Source organism: Arthrobacter sp. zg-Y1110, from assembly GCF_025244865.1.
Classification (GTDB): domain Bacteria; phylum Actinomycetota; class Actinomycetes; order Actinomycetales; family Micrococcaceae; genus Arthrobacter_B.
In genome coordinates this window covers 299,373-323,367 of sequence record NZ_CP104272.1, presented here as the reverse complement: position 1 = coordinate 323,367, position 23,995 = coordinate 299,373, and the positions used below count along the sequence as shown (strand labels likewise).

Sequence of the window (23,995 nt, the reverse complement as noted above, 5' to 3'; positions counted from 1 at the left end):
GTCTGTGACATGCCCCCGTGGTGGCGCTACCCCTCCGAATGCGCCTGCAGGAAGGAATACACCTCGGTCTCGTCCACGCCGGGGAACGCGCCGGGCGGCAGGGCAGCCAACAGGTGCGAATGTGCCCGTGCGCTGGGCCAGGCAAAGCCGGACCACTCGGACGCCAGCTCCCCCGGCGGGGTGCGGCAGCAGTCCGGATCGGGACAGCGGGATTTGGAACGTTCGGTGGTGTCCCGGCCCCGGAACCACTTCACGTGCTGGTACGGCACACCGATGCTGAGCGAAAACTTCCCGGCCGAACCCCGTTCCGTACGTGCCGTGCACCAGTAGGTGCCGGCCGGAGTGTCGGTGTACTGGTTGAACGCACTGAACTGGTCCGGCACGGAAAAGACCTCCCGGGAGGTCCAGTACCGGCAGATCGGCTGGCCCTCAATGGCGCCCGTGTGGTCCGCAGGGAACGTCACGCCGTCGTTCTCATATGCCTTGTAGACAATGCCGCTCTCGTGCACCTTCTGGAAATGGGTGGGAATCCCCAAATGCTCGGTGGCGAGATTGGTGAACCGGTGCGCAGCAGTTTCATAGGACACCGCGAAGGCATCACGGATGTCCTCCACGGCAATCTCCTTGGCAGCCTTGGCCCGCTGCAGGAACTCCACCGTGGCTTTCTCCGGCAGCAGCAACGCGGCGGCGAAGTAGTTCGTGGCCACCCGCTGGCCCAGGAATTCCCCGTAGCTGCTGGGCGTCTGGTGCTGAAGCACGTAGTGCCCCAGCGCCTGCAGCAGCACCGACCGCGGATCGTGGTCCGATCGCTGGGACTGGGTCAGGTAGATGCGCCGGTTCTTCAGGTCGGTGACGGAGCGCGTGGAGTGCGGCAGGTCGTTGACGTGGTGCAGGCTGAAACCCAGATGAGCCGCAATATCGGCGATCACATGCTGGGACAGCGGACCGGACGTGTGCCCCACCGAATCCAGCACCTTCTGCGCCTCGGCCTCGTATTCGGGGAAGTAGTTGTTGCGCTCGCGCATCATGGCCCGCAGTTCACCGTTGGCCCGGCGCGCTTCCTCGGGGGTGGCTACCTGCTCGTTGAGCCGGCGCTCGAGCTCGGCCTGCAGCCCCACCAGGGATTCCAGGACGTCGATGGGCAGCCGCGAACCGATCCGCACCTTCGGCAGGCCCAGGGAAGCATAGAGCGGGCCGCGCTGCGCCCGCTCGAGTTCGATTTCGAGCGCGGCACGCCGGCTGGGCGGCTCCGAGCCCAGCAGGGAATCGATGCTGACATCCAGCGCAGCGGCCAGCGCCTGCATCATGCCGAGCTTCGGCTCCCGCTTGCCGTTCTCGATCAGGGACAGCTGGGACGCCACGGTTCCGACGGCGGCACCCAGGTCATCGAGCGTCATGCCCTTGGCCTTGCGCAGGTGCCGCACGCGGCGGCCGAGGCTAATCACGTCCAGCGTGCGCTCGGCGTCGGGCCCCAATCCGCCCTTCGGAGAGTCTGGAGCGGGTCTGTTCCATGTAGTAGGCGTCACATTTTCAGATTACGCGAAGAATCGCATTTCTTTCCATAGAAAACCCCTAGAAGAGGGGTTGTTGTTGGCACAGGCTTAGTTCACAGCAGGAAATTCCGGTTTGAAGCGGACCGGTTTGAATGAATGAATTCAAGGAGATACAAGCATGAGCCAGGACCAGTTCACCGCCCCCACAGCAGAACAGCTCACTTCCGACTGGGAGACCAACCCCCGCTGGGACGGCATCGAGCGCGACTACACCGCCGACGACGTCGTCAAGCTGCGCGGCCGCGTCCAGGAAGAGCACACGCTGGCCCGCCGCGGTTCCGAAAAGCTCTGGGACCAGCTGCGCAACGCAGGCAATGACGGCTACACCAACGCCCTCGGCGCCCTCACCGGCAACCAGGCCGTCCAGCAGGTCAAGGCCGGGCTCAAGGCCATTTACCTCTCCGGCTGGCAGGTAGCCGCCGATGCCAACAACTCCGGCCACACCTACCCGGACCAGTCCCTCTACCCGGCCAACTCGGTTCCCACCGTGGTCCGCCGCATCAACAACGCCCTGCTGCGCGCCGACCAGATCGAATTCGCCGAAGGCATCCAGAGCGTCGAGGACTACCTGGTGCCGATCGTGGCTGACGCCGAGGCCGGCTTCGGCGGCCCGCTGAACGCCTACGAACTGATGAAGGCCATGATCACCTCGGGCGCCTCTGGCGTTCACTGGGAAGACCAGCTTGCCTCGGAGAAGAAGTGCGGCCACCTCGGCGGCAAGGTCCTCATCCCCACCGGCCAGCACATCCGCACCCTGAACGCCGCCCGTCTCGCGGCCGACGTCGCCGGCACGCCCACCGTGGTGATTGCCCGCACCGACGCCGAGGCCGCCACGCTCATCACTTCCGACGTCGACGAGCGGGACCAGGAGTTCATCACCGGCGAGCGCACCGCGGAAGGCTTCTACAAGGTGCGCAACGGCATTGAGCCCTGCATCGCCCGGGCCAAGGCCTACGCCCCGTACTCGGACCTGATCTGGATGGAAACCGGCACGCCGGACCTGGAGATGGCCCGCAAGTTCGCCGAGTCCGTGCGGTCCGAATTCCCCGACCAGATGCTGGCGTACAACTGCTCGCCGTCCTTCAACTGGAAGAAGCACCTGGACGACGAGACCATCGCCAAGTTCCAGCGCGAACTCGGCGCCATGGGCTTCAAGTTCCAGTTCATCACCCTGGCCGGCTTCCACGCCCTGAACTACTCCATGTTCGACCTGGCGCACGGCTACGCCCGCTCCGGCATGAGCGCCTACGTGGAACTGCAGGAAAAGGAGTTCGGCTCCGAATCCCGCGGCTACACCGCCACCAAGCACCAGCGTGAGGTCGGCACCGGCTACTTCGACGCCATCGCCACGGCACTGAACCCCGAAGGCAGCACCCTGGCCCTGGCCGGCTCCACGGAGTCCAGCCAGTTCCACTAAACCCCGGTACCGCGGGGGCGCCGGCTGCATCCGCAGCGGCGCCCCCGCGGCAACACCGCCACAGTTTTGAAAGACCACAAGGAGAACGCCATGAATGACCCGATCACCCTGAACGGCATTTCCCTCACCGCTCACGCAGTGCGGCGGCAGGAGGAAATCCTCACCCCGCAGGCGTTGGACTTCGTCAAGGCGCTGCACCGGGCCACGGCCACCCGCCGGCAGGAACTCCTTCAGCAGCGCCAGGCCCGCCGGACGCAGATTTCCAACGGTGCGGACCCGACGTTCCTGCCCGAAACCCGGAACATCCGCGAGGACGACACCTGGCAGGTGGCCCCCACGGCACCGGGGCTGGAAGACCGGCGGGTGGAAATCACCGGCCCGGTGGACCGGAAGATGACCATCAACGCCCTGAACTCCGGTGCGAAGGTATGGCTGGCCGACATGGAGGACTCCTCCACGCCGTCGTGGTCCAACGTCATCAACGGCCAGTTGAACCTGCGCGACGCACTGGACCGCCGGATAGACTTCACGTCCCCGGAGGGCAAGGAATACCGGGTGCAGGGTGCCTCACTCACCGAGCTGCCCACCATCGTGGTCCGCCCCCGCGGCTGGCACCTGCCGGAAAAGCACATGCTGGTGGACAACACCCCGATCGCCGGCGGCCTCGTAGACTTCGGGCTGTACTTCTTCCACAACGCCCAGCGCCTGATCTCCCAGGGCCGCGGCCCCTACTTCTACCTGCCGAAGATTGAAAACCACCTCGAGGCACGGCTCTGGAATGACATCTTTGTCCTGGCCCAGGACCTGCTCGGCATCCCGCAGGGAACCATCCGCGCCACGGTCCTGATTGAAACCATCACCGCCGCGTTCGAGATGGAGGAAATCCTCTACGAACTGCGGGACCACGCTGCAGGCCTGAATGCCGGCCGCTGGGACTACATCTTCTCGGTCATCAAGAACTTCCGGACCCGCGGACCCCGGTTCGTGCTGCCGGACCGCAACATGGTCACCATGACCGCACCGTTCATGCGTGCCTACACCGAGCAGCTGGTCCGGGCCTGCCACCGCCGCGGCGCCCACGCCATCGGCGGCATGGCTGCCTTCATCCCGAACCGCAAGGACGCCGCAGCCAACGACGTCGCCATGGAGAAGGTGCGCGCCGACAAGACCCGCGAGGCCGGCGACGGTTTCGACGGATCCTGGGTGGCGCACCCGGACCTGGTCCCCGTGGCCATGGAGGTGTTCGACGGGGTGCTCGGCGACCGTCCCAACCAGCTGGAGAAGACCCGCGAAGACGTGGTGCCCAACGACAAGGCACTGCTGGACATCGCTTCCACGCCCGGCGTCATCACCGAGGCCGGCATCCGCAGCAACATCGAGGTGGGCATCCGCTACATCGAGTCCTGGCTGCGGGGCAACGGTGCGGCCGCCATCAACAACCTGATGGAAGACGCCGCCACCGCGGAAATCTCCCGGTCGCAGATCTGGCAGTGGATCCACAGCTCCGCCGTGACCGACGAGGGCGACGTCGTGACCCACCAGTGGGTGGAGGAACTGCTCGACGAGGAGTTCACGAACCTGCAACGCTTCGAGGGCGACCGCTTCGACGACGCCCGCGAACTCTTTGAGGAAGTTGCCTGCGGGGAACATTTCCCCACCTTCCTCACCGTGCCTGCCTACGCCCGCTTCCTGCATGAATCGCAGGAGCTGGCCACGGCATAGCCGCTTGGGGGCGGCGAGGCGGATACCGCTTCAGTATCCGCTTCAGCAAGGGCCGGGAATCATTACCGCAGATGTTCGATTCGTTGAGCACTGCGGGAATGGCTCCCGGCCCTTGGCGCGTTGCACCCGATATGAAGATTGATATCTGGTTCGACATTGCCTGCCCGTGGTGCTACATCGGCAAGCGCCGCTTCGAGACAGCCCTCGCCCGTTTCCCGCATCGGGACGAGGTGGAAGTCCACTGGCACAGTTTCCAGCTCGACCCGTCCCTGCCGGACCACTTTGACGGCACCGAAGTCGAGTACCTCAGCGAGCGCAAGGGCATCGACCCCGAACAGCTCGCCGGAATGCTGGACCAGGTAACCGTCCAGGCCGCCGGCGAGGGACTGTCCTATGACTACGACTCCCTCGTGGTGGCCAACAGCTTCTCCGCCCACCGCCTGATCCACCTGGCCAAGGCGGAAGGCGGGCTCAAGGCCGCCGACGCCGCCAAGGAAGCACTGCTTTCGGCCCACTTCGAAAAGGGCATGAACATCGGCTCCGCTGACGACCTGCTGGAAATCGGCACCGGCATCGGACTGCCCGCGGACCGGGTGAAGGCCGTGCTGGCCAGTGACGAATACGCCGATGCCGTTCGCGCCGACATTGCCCAGGCACGCTCCCTGGGGATCAGCGGAGTCCCGTTCTTCGTGCTCGATGACAAATACGGCATTTCCGGTGCGCAGCCTGCCGATTTGTTTGCCTCCGCCCTGGAACAGGCCTGGCAGGAATCGCACCCGCTGGTTCACCTGACGCCGAAATCCGCGGATGGACCTGCCTGCGGACCTGACGGCTGCTAGGCCCTGAAGACGGCTGCCGGGACCGTGGGGTCGAACAGCCACGGCCCCAGCAGTCCGTTGGCCGAGACACCGGCGGCGGCATATGCCTTGTCGGCAAGGTCCAAAAAGTCAGAAGTACCGGCACAAGCGTGCCGGTACTTCTGCGTCCACTCCTGCAGCAGCGCGAAGAAGATCCCGTCACCGGCGCTGCGCCGCAGGACGTGCAGCGTCAACGCTCCGCGCCGGTAAACCCGTTCATCGAACATGGCTGCCGGCCCGGGATCTGCCAGCTGCAGGTCCTGCCGCTGGTGCTGCAGCCACTCCAGGTCCGCCGCGGCCCGCTGGTCGCTGCGGGCGCCGTCGGCCGCCTCCGCCCACAGCCACTCCGCGTAGGTTGCGAAACCCTCGTGCAGCCAGATATCCCGCCAACTGCCCGCCGTGACCGAATTGCCGAACCACTGATGCGCAAGTTCGTGGGCCACCAAAGACGCCGAACCCGAACCCAGGTGGTTGCATCCGAAGACCGACACCGACTGCGCCTCCAAAGGGATCTCCAACTCGTCGTCGGTCACCACCACCGTGTACCGGCCGAAGGGGTAGGGCCCGAACCGGGAGGTAAACAGGGTCATCATGGAATCCTGCCGGGACAGCGCGGCACTCGCGCGGTCGGTCAGGGACGGGGGCACGACGACGGACTGCGGTACCGCGCCGGGCAGGTCCAGGCACTCGTACCGCCCAATCTGGACCGTCGCCAAGTAGCTGGACATGGGTTCGGGTTGTTCGAAGACCCAGGTCTCCCGGCCGCGGCGGTCTTCGTGGGAGACCAGCTCTCCGTTGCACGTCACCCGGTAGCCGGACTCCACCGTCACGCTGATCCGATACCGTGCTTTGTCCGCAGGCAGGTCGTTGCAGGGAAACCAGGACGGAGCCCCGGTCGGCTGTCCGGCAACGAGGGCGCCGTCGGTCAATTCCTCCCAGCCGATGTCCCCCCACAGGCCGTTGCCCGCACGCGGTTTGCCCCGGTACCGGATGCCCAGCCGAAAGCTGTCACCGGCCTTCAGCTCCCGACTGGGCGTTATCGCCAGTTTGCCGCGTCGCTGGCGGAAGGAACGGACGTCCACCGGAGTTCCGGCGCACCAAAGCAGGACTTCTTCCACCCGCATCGGCCGGTCCAGGTCCAGGGTGAGCTGTTCAATGTCGACCAGGGCCGAGCCGGCGAGGCGCGCCTGCCCCTTCAGCCGGTTGAGGCCGACGTCGTAATCCAGTGTCAGGTCATACTCGCTGATGCTCAGGTCCGTGGAGCCTGACGCGGGAGTGTAGGGGTCGGGCGCGTGGTGCGGGTGTTGATGGTGGGATCCGGTCTGCCGCATGGCGGACATCCTGACACGGTGCGGCGTTTTCGCCACGGGTAGCTCCGGGAACCGGCCTTAGTTTTCAGCGTCCCGGGCGTATTGGCGCCACCGCTGCCGGTCCGCTTCGGGCAGGTCCTCCCAATCGGGTGCCGGGGGCATCCACAACCCGGGGAGCAGGGCCGCCCGTTCCTCGTACAGCAACCTGCCCTCGTCGGCTGCGTCGGGGTCCGTCCAGGCCGTCCCGTCGCCGGCAGGTGTTTCGTTCACGCTTAAACTCTAAGCGACACCGCAAACGCATCAGGGATTGTGTGAAGAAACGTCCTCCCGCGGTTTCCCTTCGCGCTCACTGTCCACCGGCCTGTCCACCGGCCGGTCGAGCGGCCGGTCCCGTGTCCGCTCCAGCTGCCGGGACGCGCCTGCCGGAGGGGCTTCCGCCGGCGGGGACCACCCCGTATGGGTCCGTGGTCTTGCCGCACTCTGGCGGTCCGACGCCGCCGTCTTGGCGAATGTGCCGGCGCTGGGCGGAGAGCCCGGCGGCTTCCGCCGACGCCCGGCCCTTTTGAGCGCCAGCCGGATCAGCAGCCCCAGCGCCGCCAGTACGCCGAGGGTCGTCAGCGTGCCGGTCAGCGTCTCCAGCCTGTGCTCGACTGCCGCTGCCTTCTCTTCTGCACGGGCCGCAGCGGCGGCAGCTTCGGAGGCGGCAGTGGACGCCGTGAAAACGTCTTCCACGGTCCCCATAACGATGCGGTCGCCCGGGACGGCCCTGCGCAGCAAGCGTGTGACCGTGGCCAGGTCCGTGGAAATGCATCCCCACGTTGGTGCGTACCCGGCATGGAAGAAAATCGCGAAGGAGGCACCCTGCCGGGTCGGCATATCCGGCGGGCGGTTCCAATTGATCACTGCTGCCTGCTCATAGAGGCCCTGCTCCATGTACCGCCAAAGATTCTCGTCTGCTCCTGCGCCTTCCCCTTCGAAGTACTGGTTATAGGTCTCCCCGTGCTGCCCGCCCCACCGGGAGGAGGGATTCAGCTCGTGATATTCCAGTTCAGTGCCCGGGTTGCTGCGTCCGAGCGCCTCGGTGAAGCTGAAGGACCCGGTCGGTGAATACAAGGTGTTTTCCCACATGCTGCCCGGGGGTGCAAAGCCGTTGCGGCCGCTGAAGCCCCAGGACTGCCATTCCTGCACATAGCCCCCGTCCTCGAAAACACAGCCGGTGAGGCGGGTTTCCGCAGCTCCGTACTTTTCAGCCGTCGCGAAAGTGACGCGCTTGGCTTTATGGACGGAGTAGCGGACTTCGCCCGCGTTGAGCCTCGCACACGGGTCGTGCTCCTGCTCCGCGCCGGCGGCCGGGAGAGGATGCAGCAAAAGGGCAGCAAGCAGCACCGAAGCTGCCGCAAGCCCGAGACGGCGTGCACGACTCAACAGCATCAACTGCGCTGACGGGCCCGGTGACGGGCCCGGCCTTCCGGCTCCGGCGGAGCCGGCGGATAGGGCGGGGCGGGTGGGTAGGCCACCGCGCGCGGTGCCGACGACGACGGTGCAAGCGGCTCAGCCTGGGTTCCCGCAGCCGCTGGATCCGGCCTTGTCGGCGACGTCAGGCTCTTCCGCTGACCTCCGGTGCGCTCCAGGTATTTGTTCCGCGCCCACTTCGAGGCTTCGGCAACACCCTTTTCCAGCGGCCCCTGGGCGGCGTACCGCAGCCAGATGGCGGCGAAGGCCGAGAGGATGACCAACTGGAGAATCATTGCCGGCACTGGCTGGTCCGCGAGCAGCCCGGTGGCCAGGAGTATCAGGTGCAGGGAGTACAGGGTCAGGGTCATCTTTCCCAACAGAGCCAAGGGCTGCAGGAGCCGCCCGCTGGCCCGCCCCAGCAGCAGCAGCCCCGCCAGGAACGCCGCCGAGATGCCGATGGTGTTGGCCAGCACCAACGGCGTACTGGAATAGGGGGCCAAGGAGGAAAGCCACCACCACGAATCTGTCGGCATCACCGGGTCCGGCCCCCAGATCAGTATCTCCTCAACGGTGCCCTCGGGGGCCGAAGACCATACCGACGTCGCGTCGATCAGTTGTTGCCGCCCGCCGAAGGGGCCGAGGATGAGGGCGGAAAGGACTGCTGTTGCAAGGGCAAGGCCGATGCCGGCCACCAGCAGCCGAATCTGCACCCCCCGCTCGGCCAGGTCCAGCCGACCGATAGCCAAACCGACGCAGACGTACGCCATCCACGGCAGTGCGGGATACGTGCCGGAGAGAAGGACCTGGCCAAGGACACCGCCGGGGGCTTCGACGAGCGTGGAGAAGCTGGGTTCCACACCGTTCATATCCGGCAGCAGATCCCTGGTGGCGTGCATCAGGACGGGGCCGGCGGCAGCGATACCTGCAGCAAGAACCAGCAGGGTCCGCACGCGCAGCCCGAGCAGTGGAAGGGCGAGCAGGAACATCACGCCGTAATAGACGAGGATCACCTGGGCGTTGATGGCGAGGTAGCCGAGCAACAGCCCGATCACGGTGATGAGGCCAGCGCGCACCGCAAGTCCGTATCGGACGGCAGCCATCTCCCGTCCCCGCGGCGGGTGCTTGCCGCCTGACATAAAGGCCAGCGATATCCCGGCAAGCAATGCAAAAAGGGCGGCTCCTCGGCCGGCGAACAGAAGCCAGGTGAGCGTGGGTGCGAACTCCTCGTTCCAGGCGGGCAGGATGTGGATCGCCATCATGGCAATCAACGCCGCGCCCCGGGCAGCATCGACACCGGTGACTCGCCGTTTGCCCACCCCTGCTTGAGCCGACCCGCTCATGCTTCCCCCTTTGCTCAATGCGCCCGTGCCAGAGTTTCGGGGAGTGTGGGGCCGGACGCAAGCGTAGTCGGCAATCCCGCGGCGGCGAGGTCAGCCACAAGCAGTTCAGTCTCCTCTTCGCTCAGGTCGGTCAGCGGTCCCCTGACGGGGCCGGCGGGCAGCCCCAGTTTCCGAAGCGCCGCCTTGGCCGATGCCGCGCCGGGGCACCGGAACATACCGGTGTAGATCGGCAGCAGGTCACGGTGAATCCGCAGCGCGTCGTCCACCCGGCCCTGCCGGTACGCGACCGTCAGGGCACGCAGCCGGTCAGCGGCGACATGGCCGACCACCGAGACGACACCGACAGCGCCAACGGACATCAGGGGCAGGTTCAGTGCGTCATCACCCGAGTAATAGACCAGCTCGCTGTGCTTCATGACCCAGGAGGAGGATACGAGATCCCCCTTGGCGTCCTTCACCGCAACGATGTTCGGGTGGCGGCCGGCCGCCACCAAGGTTTCGGGGGCAATTGCGACGCCGGTGCGGGCGGGGATGTCGTAAAGCATCACCGGCAGGTCGGTGCTGTCGGCAATGGCTTCGAAGTGGCGCAGCAGGCCTTTTTGCGTGGGGCGTGAATAGTAGGGGGCAACCACCAGCAGCCCGTCCGCCTTCTGTTCCGCCGCAGCCCGGGCCAGCTCGATGCTGTGCCGTGTGTCGGTGGAGCCCACTCCGGCGATAACCCTCCGCTCGGTGCCCGCGGTGACCCGCTTGGCCGAGTGGATCATTGACGCTTTTTCCCAGTCCGAGGTAGCGAAGGACTCCCCGGTGGTGCCGTTGACCACCACGCCGTCATTCCAGCCGGTCCGCAGCAGCCATCGGGCCAGCTCCTCGGCGCCGGTCTGGTCCAGTTGGCCGCGCTCGTCCATGGGCGTGACCATTGCGGTAAGCACGGTGCCGAACCGTCGGGAGACGGTTGTCCCTGTGTTGTCCGTAGATGTACTCATAATCCTGCTCCTACAGTTTTGTACTCGATCGATTTACGGTGACGGGCACGGCGTTCCGTGGGGCGGCTCTGGCCCCAATGTGCCAACGGGTTCCCGCACCAGGCGCTGTTCGTGGGGACGCTTTCCCCGCGCATCACCAACGAGCAGCCACCAACGGTGCCGCCCACTTCGATGGCGCTGCCCGGCAGCACGATGCTGTTGGGTCCCAGCGTGGAACCGTCGCCCAGCGTTACTTCGTCCAGGCGCATGATCCGGTCATGGAAAAGATGGGTCTGCAGTACCGTGCCGCGGTTGATGCTCGCTCCGTCGCCCACCTGTATCAGGTCGAATTCCGGCAGCCACCAGGTTTCGCACCAAACACTGCGGCCGATCCGCGCACCCATCCAGCGCAGCCAGGCGTTGAGCATCGGGGTGCCCAGACTCATCCGCACCAATCCGGGAACGGCCAGGGCTTCGGAAAACACGTCCGCCAGCTCGTTCCGCCAGACAAACGAACTCCACAGCGGGTGCTCCGAAGTTTCGAAACGGCCCACCAGCAGCCACTTCGCCATTACGGCGATGAGCGCTGCGGCGATCCCGCTCAGCAGGAGGACCGGACCGGACCACAGGACGGCCGTGAGGAACCCGAAGGCGTCATACAGTCCGGCCAGCGCCCACACTGTCAGCAGGGCCAGCCAGGCCGTGATCACCGCAGGCAGGATCCTGCAGGCTTCAACCGCGCTTCGGGCAACCAGCAGGCGTCGGGGAGGATCGTAGGTCCGTGCGGTGTCCCCCACCTGCACCGGCCTCGGAAGCTCCACCGCCGGACGCCCGAACCAGGAAGTGCCCGCCGGCATATTCCTGGGAGCCGAAGAAAGTACCGCGATCAGGGAGTTCCCCGGAACGTGTGTGTCCGGCCCCACGATCGCCGAGTTCCCGACGAAGGACTGTTCCGCGACACTCGCGGGACCGAGGTGCAGCCATCCCTGGCGCACCCGCCGCGCCGACATCATGGAATGGTCCGCCAGGAAGGTCCGGTCCTCCAGCCGCGTCAGGTGCGGCACGGTTTCCATAGTGGAGATTTCCACGTGCCGGCCGACCTTCGCACCCAGGATCCGCATCCACACCGGCGTGAGCACGCTGGCGTAGATCGGATACATCGTAATCAGCGACCGGCTCAGCATCAGGTTGCTCAACCAGGACGCCCAGCCCGTTATACCGTCCGCCGGGTGCATGCCCGGCGGCATCAGGTGAGCTGTACCGCGGACCACGGCGGCGGTGAGCACGAGGAACATCAGCATGGAAATCACCACGAAGACAGGTGCCCAGACGGCCAGGATCCACAACGCGTCGGTGAAAGAGGAAACACCGTTCAGCAACCACAGCATCAGGGCGGATCCGGGCGCTATGGAAAGGAGATTCAACAAGGCGATGCCGCCCAGGGATGCCGGGTAGAGCAACCGTACTCTTCGGGATTCAGCGGCAGGCGCTGCTTCCTCTGGCCATCCCGCCCCGGCACTACCGGTCTTCCGCATCTGGGATCCCGCCCAAAGCTCAAAGGCGGGGATTTCGCCGGAGACCAGGGTGCCCGGTTCCGTTTCCGCTCCGCGGCCTACCTTCGCCCCGCCCATCAGCGTGGACCGTGCACCGATCCGTACGTCTTCACCGATCTGGATCCTGCCGATGTGGAGCTGCCCGCCTTCAACCCAGTGGCCTGCCAGGTCTACTTCGTATTCGATGGAGGACCCGTCACCTATCGACGCAAAACCGGTAACGGGCGGCATGGCGTCAAGGTGCACGCCTTCACCGATGTTGCAGCCCAACTGCCGCGCATACCAGGTGCCCAGCGGGGATCCCATGATGGGCTCGAGCTTGCAGTACGTCACTATCCGCTCAGCAGCCCACAGCCTCAGGTGGGTGCTGCCGCCGCGCCGATAAATGCCGGGACCGATTCCCAGGAGCAGCAACCTGGACGAGACCACCGCGGCGATCATCCGTGCCGGCAGGCTGTACAAGGCCAGCCAGGCCGCAAGGGTGGGAACCACCGGTGGATCCGGAGTCCAGGGGCTGCCCACTACATGGAACATCACCATGCACACGACGGCGATGCCGGTGACGTACCGCAGGCCCGTGATCCCGTAGAGCGCCACGATCAGCGGCGCCTGGACCAGCCCCAGCCACCAGGGCGATTCGGGGGTTTCGCGGACGTCCAGGGTTGAATCGCGCAGTGACGCCAAGTGCTCGGACATCGTGATCAGCGTCGGATGCTCGTAGATATCGGCGACCGAGACCTTGGGGTAACGTTCCCGCAGCGCAGAGACCAATTGGGCGGCAGCCAGGCTGGCTCCGCCCAGGGCAAAGAAATCGCTTTCCTCGGTCAGCGGCAGCGGTCCCAGCAGATCGGTCCACCGCTGGCCCAGCCAACGCAGATCGGCGTTGAGCTCCACCCGGACGTCGGTTGGGGTTTCCATAACAGGCAGGGGCCAGGGCAGGGCCTTGCGGTCAACTTTCCCCGAGGCCTTCATCGGCAGCTCATCGACGATCCCCAGCGACGGGACGATGGATGCCGGCAGGTTCTGGGCCAGCTGGGCCCGTGCGGCGCCAAGGTCCAGGGTGGCGCCGGCCGCCGGGACCAGATATCCGGCCAGCACCTGGTTTCCGGACTGGGTGGAATGGACGGCGGCTGAAGCTACGGCCACGCCCGGCAGCCGGCTTAGGGCATCGTCAATCTCGCCGAGCTCAACCCGCCGGCCGCCCAGCTTGATCTGCTCATCCACCCGCCCCACAAAGACGAGGCCTTCCTGGTCTGCGCGGACGTGGTCTCCGCTGTAGTAGGCCCGTTCCCATCCGAGGGCGGGAAGCGGGGTGAATTTCTCGGCGTCCTTTTTCGGGTCGAGGTACCGCGAAACCCCTACACCGCCGATGACCAGTTCGCCCACTTCCCCCCAGCGCACGGGGGTCCCGTCTTCGCCGATGACGGCGAGGCTCCACCCGTTCAGCGGCAGGCCGATCCGGACGGTGGACTGTCCGTCCAAAAGTGCGCCGCAGGCAATAACCGTGGTTTCAGTGGGGCCGTAGGTGTTCCAGACCTCGCGCCCGGGGGCAGCCAGACGCCGGACCAGGTCCTCCGGGCAGGCTTCACCGCCGAAAATCAGCAGCCGCACGCGGTCAAGGGTCTCGGTGGACCAGTGCGCGGCAAGGGTGGGCACTGTTGAAACGGCAGTGATTCTCCGTTCGACGAGCCAGGGGCCGAGGTCCGCTCCGGACCGCACCACGGAACGAGGCGCCGGAACCAGGCACGCACCGTGGGCCCACGCCAGCCACATCTCCTCACATGAGGCGTCAAAGCTGACAGACAGCCCGGCCAGGACCCGGTCCCCCGGCGAAAGCGGGGCACTGACGCAGTAGAGCGAGGATTCGGCATCCACCAGGGCAGCCGCTGAGCGGTGGGTGACGGCCACCCCCTTGGGCTTGCCCGTGGAACCGGAGGTGAAGATGATCCACGCATCATCTTCGGGGTGCGGCTGGGGGCTGTGTCCGCCGCTGGGGACGCCCTGGAGCAGGTTCAGCTCCAACCCTGCTTCAATAACCGCGCAGACTCCGCCTTCGGCCCACACCGTTTCGGCACGGCCGGCCGGTTCGTCCGTGTCCACGGGGACATAGGCGGCACCGGAGTACAGCACACCGAGAATAGCTATGTACAGATCCACGGACCCGGAGGGGACATAGATTCCCACCCGGTCTCCTGCACCGATGCCGCCGGCCCACAGCCGCCTTGCGAGGTCCTGCACCCGGAGCTGAAGTTCGGCGTAGCTCAAGGAGACGGATCCGTCATCAATGGCGGGTGCGCCCGGATAGGCGGAGACCGTTTCGGTGATGATATCGACCAGTGTGCGCTGCTCCGGTGTGCGGCCGCCGTGAAGAACCGCCGATCCTGCGGGAACGGGACCGGAGTTTGCTACTGATGGTTCCCTCTGGGGAAGGGGTGGTGCGGTCTTGCTGCCGGAGGCGGCCGGGTGCCGGGTGGTTAATGGTCCTGCCGCCACGTCTTGTGGGTTTTCGGGCGTGTTCATATAAAGCAGTTCTCCCTGCTGGTGCATCTCATATCCGTGGTCGAGGGACCACAACCTGAGCCCGGCGATGGCCGGGGCGATGCAGGGAAGACTAGGAAAATCCCAGCGGATTCACATGAGTACCGCGGGCACGCAGGAGTCCATTCAGTACGGGGTTAATTACTCCCCCACCGCAGCGGCTACTCGAACCACTACCCGACCTGGATTCCGTTCCTCGGGCATCCCGCGTCAGGACGGGCAAGCAGGGCACAGGTAAAAACGGCTTCCGGTGCTTCACAGCCTGCGCTTAGGTTTCCGATAGGTTACGGACAGACGCCGTTGGTTGTGTGGTCCACCCCGGCACTCGACAGGGGCGCTGGACAACACCTGCCGATGGGATCCAAAGCATGTCTTCCTTAGCTACATCGAGACCCAGGCTGTCAGGAGTGGACGCTGCGCGCGGGCTGGCGCTTTTCGGGATGATGGCGATCCATCTCCTGCCTGCCTCGGGTGAAGATGTCGAGCCGACCCTGACGTGGCTGCTGTTCGCCGGCAAGGCGGCCGCGCTCTTTGCCCTTCTGGCCGGGGTTACGTTGGCCTTCACCACCCGAAGGGCAAGGACGGAAGGGGGACACTTCCTGACTGCGGCCCGGAGGAGTGTGGCGGCAAGGGCGGGACTGGTTACCGCCCTTGGCCTCGCCATCGCTTATGTGGACATGGACGCCTTCATCATCCTGGCCTACTACGGTGCCATGTTCCTGCTGGCAGTCCCGCTGCTGGGAGTATCGACCCGGACACTGCTCGTCGCCGCAGCGGCGTTCGCGCTGCTTGGGCCGATCCTGATGCAGGGCCTGCGGGATTACCTCCCTGCGCCCGGATTCGACCCCACCTTCTCCACTGTGTTCACCGAACCCGGCGTCTTCCTGAGTCAGCTTTTGCTGACAGGGACCTACCCCGCCATTCCATGGCTGGCCTACATTGCCGCCGGGCTCGCTATCGGCAGGATGAGCCTGGACCGTCCCAGAGTGCAATTGGTGCTGCTGGGGTCAGGCGCGGCACTTGCCGCGGCTGCCTGGTTCGGCTCCCGGCTACTGCTCGCCGGTCCGGGGTTTGACCGGTTGCTGGCATCGGAACCGGATCTAAGTCCAGACGACCTCCAGGGCATCCTGGTGTGGGGCACCGACGAGTACCTTCCCACCAGCTCCTGGTGGTGGCTGTCCATCGCCGCGCCGCACAGCACCACACCATTCGACCTGCTGCACACCATCGGAGTTGCCACGGCCGTGCTCGGCGCCATGCTGCTGGTTTCACGCTTTGCCGGTAAGGCGTTACTCCTCCTGTCCGCGCCCGGCCGGATGACGCTTACCCTCTACTGCACCCATCTGCTTTTCCTCGGCACCGGGGCACTGGCCGACCTCCCGGTAATCTCCCTTTGGCTTCAGATCACCGCATTCGTAATCTTCGCGGTGATTTGGCAGCGTGCGGGGAAACAGGGGCCGTTGGAGAAACTCGTCTCCCGGGGCGCCGCTTCCGCGCGGGACTCCGTCCTTCGGCGGCACCCGGATCCCCGTTCCGCCAAGCGGGGCCGCTAAGCCAACCCGTCCGCAATACTCGCGTCCACGGCGTAGGACAGCGCAAAGGAGGCGGGTAGCCCCAGCTGCTCCGGCCCGACGTCGTACGTGCGCAACCCGCTGAATCCGGCGCCGTTTCCGCGCCCCCGTTCGCCGAAATCCGTTTCCACATTGCGGGGATCAACCCGCAGCCCCTGGCCGGAGGCCTTCAGCAGGGCTTCCTTGCGTACCCAGATCTGCGCCCGCAGGCGGGGGCGGTTGGAAACCGCGGCGGCCGCGATGGCCGCCTTTTCCGTATCGGTGGCCATAACGTCCTCCACCGCCGTATCGGCGAAGGCCCGGGCATCTGAGTCCTCCAAGTCCACCCCCACACGCGTCTGCGCGAGCGCCGCCGCGAGCCAGTTCCCGGAACGGCTGAAACTGACCCTGAGCGGGGTTGGCTCGCCCGCAATGAAATAGCGCGGCTCCCCGTGGCTTCCGTCATTGCCGTGCAGGCAGTCGGGACAGTGCGCCACTGCGCTCACCGCGTCCTCGGGCGCTTGCAGGTACGCGGCCACCAGGGACCGGGCGGCCAGCCGTCCGGCAAGGAAACGACGGCGGTCCTCCTCGTGATGGAATCCCTGTGCCCGTGCGCGTACGGCGGGGCCCAGGCTGTCCGCTGCCCGAAGGTCCACCGAGTCCAGCGGCCGTACCGCCAGCCGCAGTACCGCCGGTTCCTGCCGGTGTCGAAAGGCGCGTGTTTCACTGTGTGGCAGGCCCACCGCGGTTACTGTCCGTCCGGCGTCGAACTGCCCGGACAACTCAGGGCACCCGGGCCCGCCGCCACGGCCTGTTCCGCCGGGAGGAGTTCCTGGAATCCGGAGCCGATCACCACGTCCACCGATGCGTCCGTCCGCTCGTCCAGGACGTAGTCCGTGCCGGGAATGTGCTGCTGCAGCGTGTAGGCGGCCGCGGCCCCGGAGGGTCCGGAAAGCACCAGCGCGGTCATGCCGGAACGGTTCACGCTGCTGTTGCCTATCCGGTCCACCCGGAATCCGCGCTCATTCAGGGCGTCTCCGACGGTTCCGCCCAGGCCCGGCGACGCCGTCGCGTTGTAGACATTCACCGTCACGGTGGCGGGGTCCAGATACGGAAAAGGCCCGGCCGGACATTCGTCCACCGGACCCGCAGAGGTGCTGGGTGCTGCCCCGGGCAGCCGTACCCACCCCGAAACCAATCCCTGGGCCAGGATCACTGCCAGCACCAGGAACAACGCCAGCACCCCGACCACTGAATTATGCAGCCGCCGGCGCCGTCTCGCACGCCGGACGAGCTCCGGTTCCTCGGTCGGTGCAAATACCGCGCCGAGGTCGCCTCCGGTAATGATCCGGTGCCCGTGCCATTCCCTTGGATCGTTCCTCGCCGGGTTGCCGCGGTGCCGCCCCTCAAGGGGCTCCTTAGTCATCGAGGACCAGCACGCGTGCGTGCAGTATGGTCCGCTGGTGCAGTGCCGTCCTTACGGCCCGGTGCAATCCGTCTTCGAGGTACATGGTGCCCTTCCATTGGACGACGTGCGGGAACAGGTCTCCGAAAAAGGTGGAATCCTCGGCCAGCAGCGCGCCGAGGTCCAGTGTGGCCTTCGTGGTCACCAGTTCATCCAGGCGAACCTGCCGGGGAGGTACCGCTGCCCAGTCCTTCGGTGTTACGTATCCATGGTCAGGGTAGGGGCGTACGTCGCCAACAGCTTTGAAGATCACTAGTACAGAGTAGATAACATCCGCATCCAAAGAAACAGCGGTGCTCGGGCGCGCCGCCCGCAAAAGCCCCGATTAGGCCGCTGATTACCCCCGAGACACGAAAATGCGGCCCGGGCAGCAGACACGGGATACTGGGGAGGTGAACACCTCTGCTCCCCGAATCGGTCTCCTGCTCGACGTCGACGGCCCCGTGGCCAGCCCCGTCTCCCGGAGCGTCCGTCCCTCCATCATCCGGGACCTGGTTACCCTGGCATCCGCAGGCTGGCCGGTCATTTTCAATACGGGCCGTTCCGACGCCTTCATCCGCGAGCAGGTCATGCAGCCGATGATGGCCGCTGGGCTGCCGGAAGGGGTGCGGCTGCACGCCGTGTGTGAAAAGGGTGCCGTCTGGTTCTCCTTCGACGGGACCGGATCTGACCAGCCCCAGGTGGACCCGGAATTGAAGGTCCCCGGCGACTATGCCGAGGCCATCCGCGACCTGGTGGCCGCCAAGTACTCCGAGACCATGTTCTTCGACGAAACCAAGCTGGCCATGGTCTCCGTGGAGCAGCACGTGCAGGTGGACAACTCGGATTACCTCACGGACCAGCGCCGCTTCGACGCCGATGCCCTGGAACAGATGTCCCTGGCCGGAATGGGCGGCCGGCGTTTGGAACATGCCATTCCGGATGCCCGCGGAACCGTCGCCTTCCGCATTGATCCCACCATCATCTCCACCGACATTGAAGCCATGGGGGTGGGCAAGGACCTGGGTGCACGGCGCGCACTGTCCCTGCTCGAAGCCGACGGCACGCCGGTTCCGCACGTCTGGCGGACGGTCGGCGATTCCCGCACCGATTACGCCATGGCTGACGAACTGGACGCACAGGGGTACGACGTCGCGCACGTGGACGTGCGGCCGGCGGACGGGGTCCCGTCCACGCCCTATCCGGTGCTGACGGCCGGGTCCCTGATTCACGACGACGCCGGCGCGGCCTTCTTTGAACGCTGGGTGGCAATGGCTGCCGGGGAAGCGGACGACGACACCGTCGTCGTCTAGCACTCCCCCGGCGCTGGAGCCCTACTCCAGGCGCAGGACCGCTTCTACGGATTCCTGGATTTCCGGTGCCCCGGGGGCGACGGCGGACGCGAAGCGGCCCACAATTTCGCCGCTGTCGGTGATGAGGAACTTCTCGAAGTTCCAGCCGATTTCGTCGCCCAGCTCGCCGTCATGGAACCGGGTCAGGGCTGCGTAGAGCGGGTGCCGGTTCGGTCCGTTGACGTCGACCTTGGCTGTCAGCGGGAAGGTGACGCCGAAGTTCCGCGAGCAGAACTCGGCGATCTCTTCGTTGGTGCCCGGTTCCTGCCCGGCGAAGGAGTTGCTGGGCACGCCGAGGATGGTGAAGTTCCGGTGCTCATAGGTTTCGTAGAGGGCCTGCAGTCCCTCGTACTGGGTGGTGAAACCGCAGCGCGAGGCAACGTTCACCACCAGCACGGCCTTGCCTCGGAACAGTTCTCCGAAGGTGGTTTCGGTGCCGTCCAGCATGGTCAGGGGAATGTCGTACAAGTTGTCGTTCGTATTGTCGTACGAGTTGTCATACAAGGCGTTGTCCTCCACGGAGCTCCCTTTCGTTTGGCCTGCTTCCATTGCATCCCATTCGCGGCGCAATACCGAATTTCCGGCGCCGATGCCTACCGAACGAAACACCGGGACGTGGTTCATAGCACTTCGTAATATTCTGTTCGAACTTGACATGCCCGGTGATAACTTGCCGCTATGAGTGTGATTCCCGAGTCAATTCCCGTCCTGGACCTGAGCACGGCACGCAACGCCGACGGCTCCTTCAATCCCGAATTCATCGACCAACTGCGCGATGCCACGCACCGGATCGGCTTCTTCCAGCTGGTCGGCTACGGTGCCGCCCAGGCCCGGGTGGAGGAGCTGTTCGACGTCACGAAGCGGTTCTTCAACCTGCCGCTCGAGGACCGGCTGGCCCTGGACAACCGCAATTCCCCGCACTTCCGCGGCTACACCCGGCTCGGCACCGAAATCACCAAGGGCCGCCCCGATGCCCGCGAGCAGGTGGACTTCGGCCCGGAACGCGCACCCGTGGCGGATTATCCTGCGGACCAGCCGTACTGGCTGGTCCAGGGCCCCAACCAGTTCCCGGATGAGGTGCTGCCCGAGCTGCGCTCCACCGCCATGGACTGGGCGGAGGCGATGAGCTGGGTGGGTGCGGAGCTGCTCAGCGCCATCGCGGTGTCCCTGGAACTGCCCGAGGACCACTTCGCCGAACCCTTCGAGGACACCCCCGCCTGGATGGCCAAGCTCATCCACTACGTGGGCGGCGTCGTGAAGGAAGCCGGCACCCAGGGCGTCGGCGCCCATGCCGACTACGGCTTCATCACCCTGCTGCTGCAGGATTCGGTGGGCGGCCTGGAAGTGAAGCCGCATGAGTCCGACACCTGGCTTCCGGTTGAACCCATCCCCGGCGCGCTGGTGGTGAACCTGGGCGAAATGCTCGAGGTGGCCACCCAGGGCTACCTCTCCGCGACTATCCACCGTGTCCTGGCACCGGCGCCGGGCGTGGACCGCTACGCCATTCCGTTCTTCTGGTCCCCGCGGCTGGACACGGTGATCGACCCGGTGCAGCTCCCTGCCGAGCTGGCTGCGCAGTCCCGGGGAATTTCCGATGATCCGGACAACCCCATGCTGGCCTCCTACGGCGCCAACGTCCTGAAGGGCTGGCTGCGGGCGCACCCGCAGGTGGCCAAGCTGCATCATCCGGAGCTGGTGGGGAAGTAGGCCGGCTCAGCCCGACGGCGGAGTGAACTGGCTGGCGGTGAATTCCGCACCTTGCGGGTCACGGATCAAGGCCGTGCGCGACCACTCTTCATCGCTCTGGTCCAGGACGGTGCCGCCGAGTTGTCCGGCGGCACCTGCAGTCCGGTCGCGGTCCGATACGGCAAACGTGACATGCCAGTGCGGCTGTTCGCCGGCGCCTGCATCCACATACCAGGCAACCGCATCTTCGAAGCCGGGCGGAACCTGGATCCCTGCCTGCCGCTCCCGGATGCCGGGATCGACCGTCGCCTCGAGGTGGTCGCCGTAGCCCGGCCTGCGGACCAGCCACCCGTACCCCAGATCGTCGGCCTGCCAGCCGAAGGCGTTGCCGTAGAACGCGGCGGCAGCACCGGCGTCGGCCGTATGCAGATCACTGAAGTTCCATGCCCCGGGCTCGTTGACCACCTGGGTTCCCAACCGGCGCCGGGCCTGCCAGATCCGGAACTCAGCGCCCTCGGGATCGGCCAGCACAGCGGCGCGGCCGCCCTCCCCGGCATCGGACGGCGGGGACTTCACCGTCGCACCGGCAGACTCCAGGCGTTCAGCCGCGGCCTCGGCGTCGTCGACTGCCAGATAGGTATTCCACGCCGCACCGGACCCGCCGCTGTCAGCGAACCCGCCGACGTCGGCTCCGTTGAGTCGGGCAATCCGGTAGCGCCCCGGCGCTCCCGGCGGCGTCGCATCCTCGAAGGTCCACCCAAAGAGCCGCCCGTAAAAGTCAGCGGCGGCGTCAACGTCAGGCTGTTCGGTGTCGATCCAGCACGGCACTCCCGCCGGATAGGTCCTTGCTGTCATGGCCTGCTCCCGTCCACGGCCACAGCCTAGTAGGCGGGAAACCGGCAGGGTAGACCCGGGAGCTGCCGGGGACATTCGAGGCCGGCGAGATGATTCCAGCCGGCTGCGGAAGCGGGAACCATGTGGTGCCCGCTTCCGCTTTCAGTTCGGCAAGAGCGCTAGTCGACGGCGCCTGCTTTTACCTTCTCCGAAGGCTCTTCCTCCGGGCCCTCAACAACATCCTGGTCCTGCACGTTGTCCGTGTACCACTCGGTGAGGGCGGGGTCGTCGCTCTCAAAGTCGGCACCGGCGCCTTCAGCCTCCGGCACATGCGCGGTGCCGAAGACGAAGTCGTCTCCGTGCTCGTCGATGCCGCGGCGCACGCCGCCGCTGATGGCCTCCAGCGCATACCGGCGCCGGATCATCAGCGGGTCGTTGCGCAGGTCCTTGGCCCAGGAGATCATCACACCGACGAGGATGATGGTGAACGGCAGGGCGCTGGTCACCATCATGGCCTGGAGTCCCGAGAGGGCGTTGTGCCCCCCGGCCAGCAGCAGGAACATGGCCATCAGCCCGAGTGCCGCCGACCAGATGATGGTCACCGATTTCGAGGGCACGGGCCGGCCCGACTGGGACATCGAACCCATGACGTTGGCCGCCGAGTCCGCGGCGGTGACGAAGAAGACCATAATCGCGAGCATGCACACGATCGCCGTCACGGAGCTGAACGGCAGGTTGGCCAGCAGATCGAACATGACGTTCTCTCCGGAGCCCTTCATGGTCAGGTCCAGCCCGTTCTGGTTCATCCAGATGGCGGTGCCGCCGAAGACCGTGTACCAGCAGACGGAGATGGACAAGGGAACGAAGACGACGACGGTGACGAACTGGCGCAGGGTGCGGCCCTTGGAGATCTTGGCGATGAACATTCCCACGAACGGCGACCAGGAGATCCACCAGGCCCAGTACAGGGTGGTCCAGCCGGTCAGGAAGGCCTCCTGCTCGGCGCCCTGGCCGGCGAAGACGGTCAGCATGTCCGGCAGGTTGCCGACAAACGCGATGAGCGAGGCGGGCAGCAGATCGAGCAGGAAGAACGTCGGACCGGTCAGCAGGACAAAGAGCGTCAGCAGAATGACCAGGGTCATGTTGAGGTTGGAGAGCAGCCGGATGCCCCTCTTGATGCCGGCGACCGCGGAGATGGTGAAGACAACCGTCAGGAGGCTGATGGCGACGACGACGAAGCCGTTGCCCAGCTCCTGGCCCGTGATGATCGAGACTCCGGTGCGGATCTGGATCGCGCCGATACCCAGCGAGGTCGCGGTGCCGAACAGTGTCACCAGCACGGCGGAAACGTCGATGATCTTTCCCAGCACGCGGTTGTTGCCGTCGGGGAAGACCGGTTCAAACAGCGACGAAATCAGCGGCAGCCGGCCGCGCCGGAAAGAGGCGTAGGCCAGGGCGCCGCCCACCAGGGCGTAGATGACCCAGGCGAGACTGGCCTGGTGCAGGAAGGTGGTCGACATGGCCGGCAGGATGGCGGCGGAGGTGCCGGCCTCGGCATCAGTCGAGGGCGGCGGGGAGAGGAAATGGCTGAGCGGCTCCATCGGCCCGTAGAAGATCAGCGCGATGCCCAGACCAGCTGCGAACAGCATGGAGATCCAGGACGTCGTGGAGTACTCCGGCGTGCTGTCGTCGGCCCCCAGCCGGATTTTGCCGGTCGGCCCGAAGCCGACCACCAGCATGAAGATCGCGGCGGCAACCATGGTGGCGTTAAACAGCCATCCGAAATGCACAACCACCCAGCCCTGTATGCCGGTGCCCACGGAACTGAGGTTGCTGGGCGCAAAAATCGCCCACGCCAGGACAGCGACAGAGATGGCCATGGCAAAAATGAACACGCTGCGCCGGGTCGGATAGCTGACCCCGGTGTCCTCAACGCTGATACCCGGGACCAGCCCGGGATGGAGGCTAAGCGCTGGGGCGGAAGCAGCAGTACGCAGCGCTTTTTTGACACGCTCGACAGGGCGGCCGGCAGCCTTGCGCACCGGAGCCCCGGACACGCTCGAACCGTCGGTACTGCCTGAGGCGTGCTCTGGTGGTGAAGACTCGGAATTCATAACGCTAAACTTTAGGGCATAAAGCGCCAATTACAGTAAATCATGGATTGCAACGGTGCCCCCTCGACCAAGCGCGGAAGCGCCCGCATAGCACTAATGCCGCGGTAGGACCAATCGAGCGTCAGGGCCCAAACCATGCTCCATGGATAGCCCTGCGCCGCGAAAGTATTGCACTTTACTCACCGATGCAGTCGACAGAAATAGCGAAAGTCCTGTTACTAATATCTCTTAACAATTCATTCTGATAATTCCCTCAAAACAATTGCAGCCGGCCGAATATCCCCATCGCGCACCTACCGTTGACTCGC

The 23,995-nt window shown here is 65.7% G+C and carries 19 protein-coding genes; 6 read left to right on the top strand and 13 right to left on the bottom strand.

The window, feature by feature from the left end; translation table 11 throughout:
• Positions 1-26 precede the first annotated feature (26 nt).
• The gene (locus N2K99_RS01605) at positions 27-1,475 is read right to left on the bottom strand and encodes a helix-turn-helix transcriptional regulator (RefSeq protein WP_231709570.1); all 1,449 of its coding nucleotides are present in this window, start codon (positions 1,473-1,475) and stop codon (positions 27-29) included.
• Positions 1,476-1,671: 196 nt separating this feature from the next.
• On the opposite strand from N2K99_RS01605, the gene aceA reads away from it, so the two are divergent.
• From aceA to N2K99_RS01590, 3 genes are all read left to right on the top strand, one after another.
• Positions 1,672-2,970, top strand: a complete 1,299-nt coding sequence (gene aceA / locus N2K99_RS01600; protein ID WP_227934153.1) for an isocitrate lyase — start codon at positions 1,672-1,674, stop codon at positions 2,968-2,970.
• Between the two features lie 90 nt (positions 2,971-3,060).
• Entirely contained in the window at positions 3,061-4,692 is a 1,632-nt protein-coding gene (gene aceB, locus N2K99_RS01595) for a malate synthase A (protein WP_227934152.1), read from the top strand.
• Between the two features lie 131 nt (positions 4,693-4,823).
• Positions 4,824-5,531 (top strand): DsbA family protein, encoded by a 708-nt coding sequence (locus N2K99_RS01590; RefSeq protein WP_227934151.1) that lies wholly within the window; start codon positions 4,824-4,826, stop codon positions 5,529-5,531.
• On the opposite strand, the gene N2K99_RS01585 is transcribed toward N2K99_RS01590, so the two are convergent.
• Genes N2K99_RS01585 through N2K99_RS01560 form a run of 6 tightly spaced genes read right to left on the bottom strand, consistent with a single transcriptional unit; the run spans position 5,528 to position 14,689 of the window.
• On the bottom strand, positions 5,528-6,880 hold the full coding sequence (locus N2K99_RS01585; protein ID WP_227934150.1) for a M1 family metallopeptidase: 1,353 nt from the start codon (positions 6,878-6,880) through the stop codon (positions 5,528-5,530). The two genes, N2K99_RS01590 and N2K99_RS01585, sit on opposite strands and share 4 nt — an antisense overlap.
• 57 nt (positions 6,881-6,937) lie before the next feature.
• A complete protein-coding gene (locus N2K99_RS01580) occupies positions 6,938-7,129 on the bottom strand; it encodes a hypothetical protein (protein WP_227924079.1) in 192 nt (63 codons plus the stop codon).
• A 30-nt stretch (positions 7,130-7,159) separates the two neighbouring features.
• Entirely contained in the window at positions 7,160-8,284 is a 1,125-nt protein-coding gene (locus tag N2K99_RS01575) for a hypothetical protein (RefSeq protein ID WP_227934149.1), read from the bottom strand.
• Positions 8,285-8,289: 5 nt separating this feature from the next.
• Positions 8,290-9,654, bottom strand: coding sequence for a heparan-alpha-glucosaminide N-acetyltransferase domain-containing protein (locus tag N2K99_RS01570; RefSeq protein WP_227934148.1), 1,365 nt, complete (start codon positions 9,652-9,654; stop codon positions 8,290-8,292).
• Between the two features lie 14 nt (positions 9,655-9,668).
• Positions 9,669-10,637 carry a 4-hydroxy-tetrahydrodipicolinate synthase gene (dapA, locus tag N2K99_RS01565; RefSeq protein ID WP_227934147.1) on the bottom strand — a complete coding sequence of 323 codons (969 nt, stop codon included), beginning with the start codon at positions 10,635-10,637 and terminating at the stop codon, positions 9,669-9,671.
• Complete coding sequence (locus tag N2K99_RS01560) at positions 10,634-14,689, bottom strand: Pls/PosA family non-ribosomal peptide synthetase (protein WP_227934146.1); 4,056 nt, start codon at positions 14,687-14,689, stop codon at positions 10,634-10,636. Before N2K99_RS01560 ends, dapA begins: the two co-directional genes overlap by 4 nt.
• A 425-nt stretch (positions 14,690-15,114) precedes the next feature.
• Here N2K99_RS01560 and N2K99_RS01555 point away from each other — a divergent pair, with 425 nt between their 5' ends.
• Positions 15,115-16,260, top strand: coding sequence for a heparan-alpha-glucosaminide N-acetyltransferase domain-containing protein (locus tag N2K99_RS01555; RefSeq protein ID WP_260554705.1), 1,146 nt, complete (start codon positions 15,115-15,117; stop codon positions 16,258-16,260).
• Here N2K99_RS01555 and N2K99_RS01550 read toward each other — a convergent pair.
• The 3 genes from N2K99_RS01550 to N2K99_RS01540 are packed head-to-tail and all read right to left on the bottom strand — an operon-like array spanning position 16,257 to position 17,975.
• Positions 16,257-17,000 carry a 4'-phosphopantetheinyl transferase superfamily protein gene (locus tag N2K99_RS01550; RefSeq protein WP_227934144.1) on the bottom strand — a complete coding sequence of 248 codons (744 nt, stop codon included), beginning with the start codon at positions 16,998-17,000 and terminating at the stop codon, positions 16,257-16,259. The two genes, N2K99_RS01555 and N2K99_RS01550, sit on opposite strands and share 4 nt — an antisense overlap.
• Positions 17,001-17,005: 5 nt before the next feature.
• Positions 17,006-17,683, bottom strand: a complete 678-nt coding sequence (locus N2K99_RS01545) for a LytR C-terminal domain-containing protein (RefSeq protein WP_227924089.1) — start codon at positions 17,681-17,683, stop codon at positions 17,006-17,008.
• Entirely contained in the window at positions 17,676-17,975 is a 300-nt protein-coding gene (locus N2K99_RS01540) for a type II toxin-antitoxin system VapB family antitoxin (RefSeq protein WP_227904874.1), read from the bottom strand. Before N2K99_RS01540 ends, N2K99_RS01545 begins: the two co-directional genes overlap by 8 nt.
• 103 nt (positions 17,976-18,078) lie before the next feature.
• On the opposite strand from N2K99_RS01540, the gene N2K99_RS01535 reads away from it, so the two are divergent.
• Entirely contained in the window at positions 18,079-19,014 is a 936-nt protein-coding gene (locus tag N2K99_RS01535; RefSeq protein ID WP_227934143.1) for a hypothetical protein, read from the top strand.
• Between the two features lie 21 nt (positions 19,015-19,035).
• Here the strand turns inward: N2K99_RS01535 and N2K99_RS01530 are convergent, their stop codons facing one another.
• Entirely contained in the window at positions 19,036-19,677 is a 642-nt protein-coding gene (locus N2K99_RS01530; protein WP_308036445.1) for a glutathione peroxidase, read from the bottom strand.
• Positions 19,678-19,731: 54 nt separating this feature from the next.
• On the opposite strand from N2K99_RS01530, the gene N2K99_RS01525 reads away from it, so the two are divergent.
• Positions 19,732-20,760 carry an isopenicillin N synthase family oxygenase gene (locus N2K99_RS01525; RefSeq protein WP_227934142.1) on the top strand — a complete coding sequence of 343 codons (1,029 nt, stop codon included), beginning with the start codon at positions 19,732-19,734 and terminating at the stop codon, positions 20,758-20,760.
• Positions 20,761-20,766: 6 nt separating this feature from the next.
• On the opposite strand, the gene N2K99_RS01520 is transcribed toward N2K99_RS01525, so the two are convergent.
• Positions 20,767-21,594, bottom strand: a complete 828-nt coding sequence (locus tag N2K99_RS01520; RefSeq protein ID WP_227924095.1) for a VOC family protein — start codon at positions 21,592-21,594, stop codon at positions 20,767-20,769.
• Between the two features lie 158 nt (positions 21,595-21,752).
• Positions 21,753-23,687 (bottom strand): BCCT family transporter, encoded by a 1,935-nt coding sequence (locus N2K99_RS01515; RefSeq protein ID WP_227924096.1) that lies wholly within the window; start codon positions 23,685-23,687, stop codon positions 21,753-21,755.
• Positions 23,688-23,995: the final 308 nt, after the last annotated feature.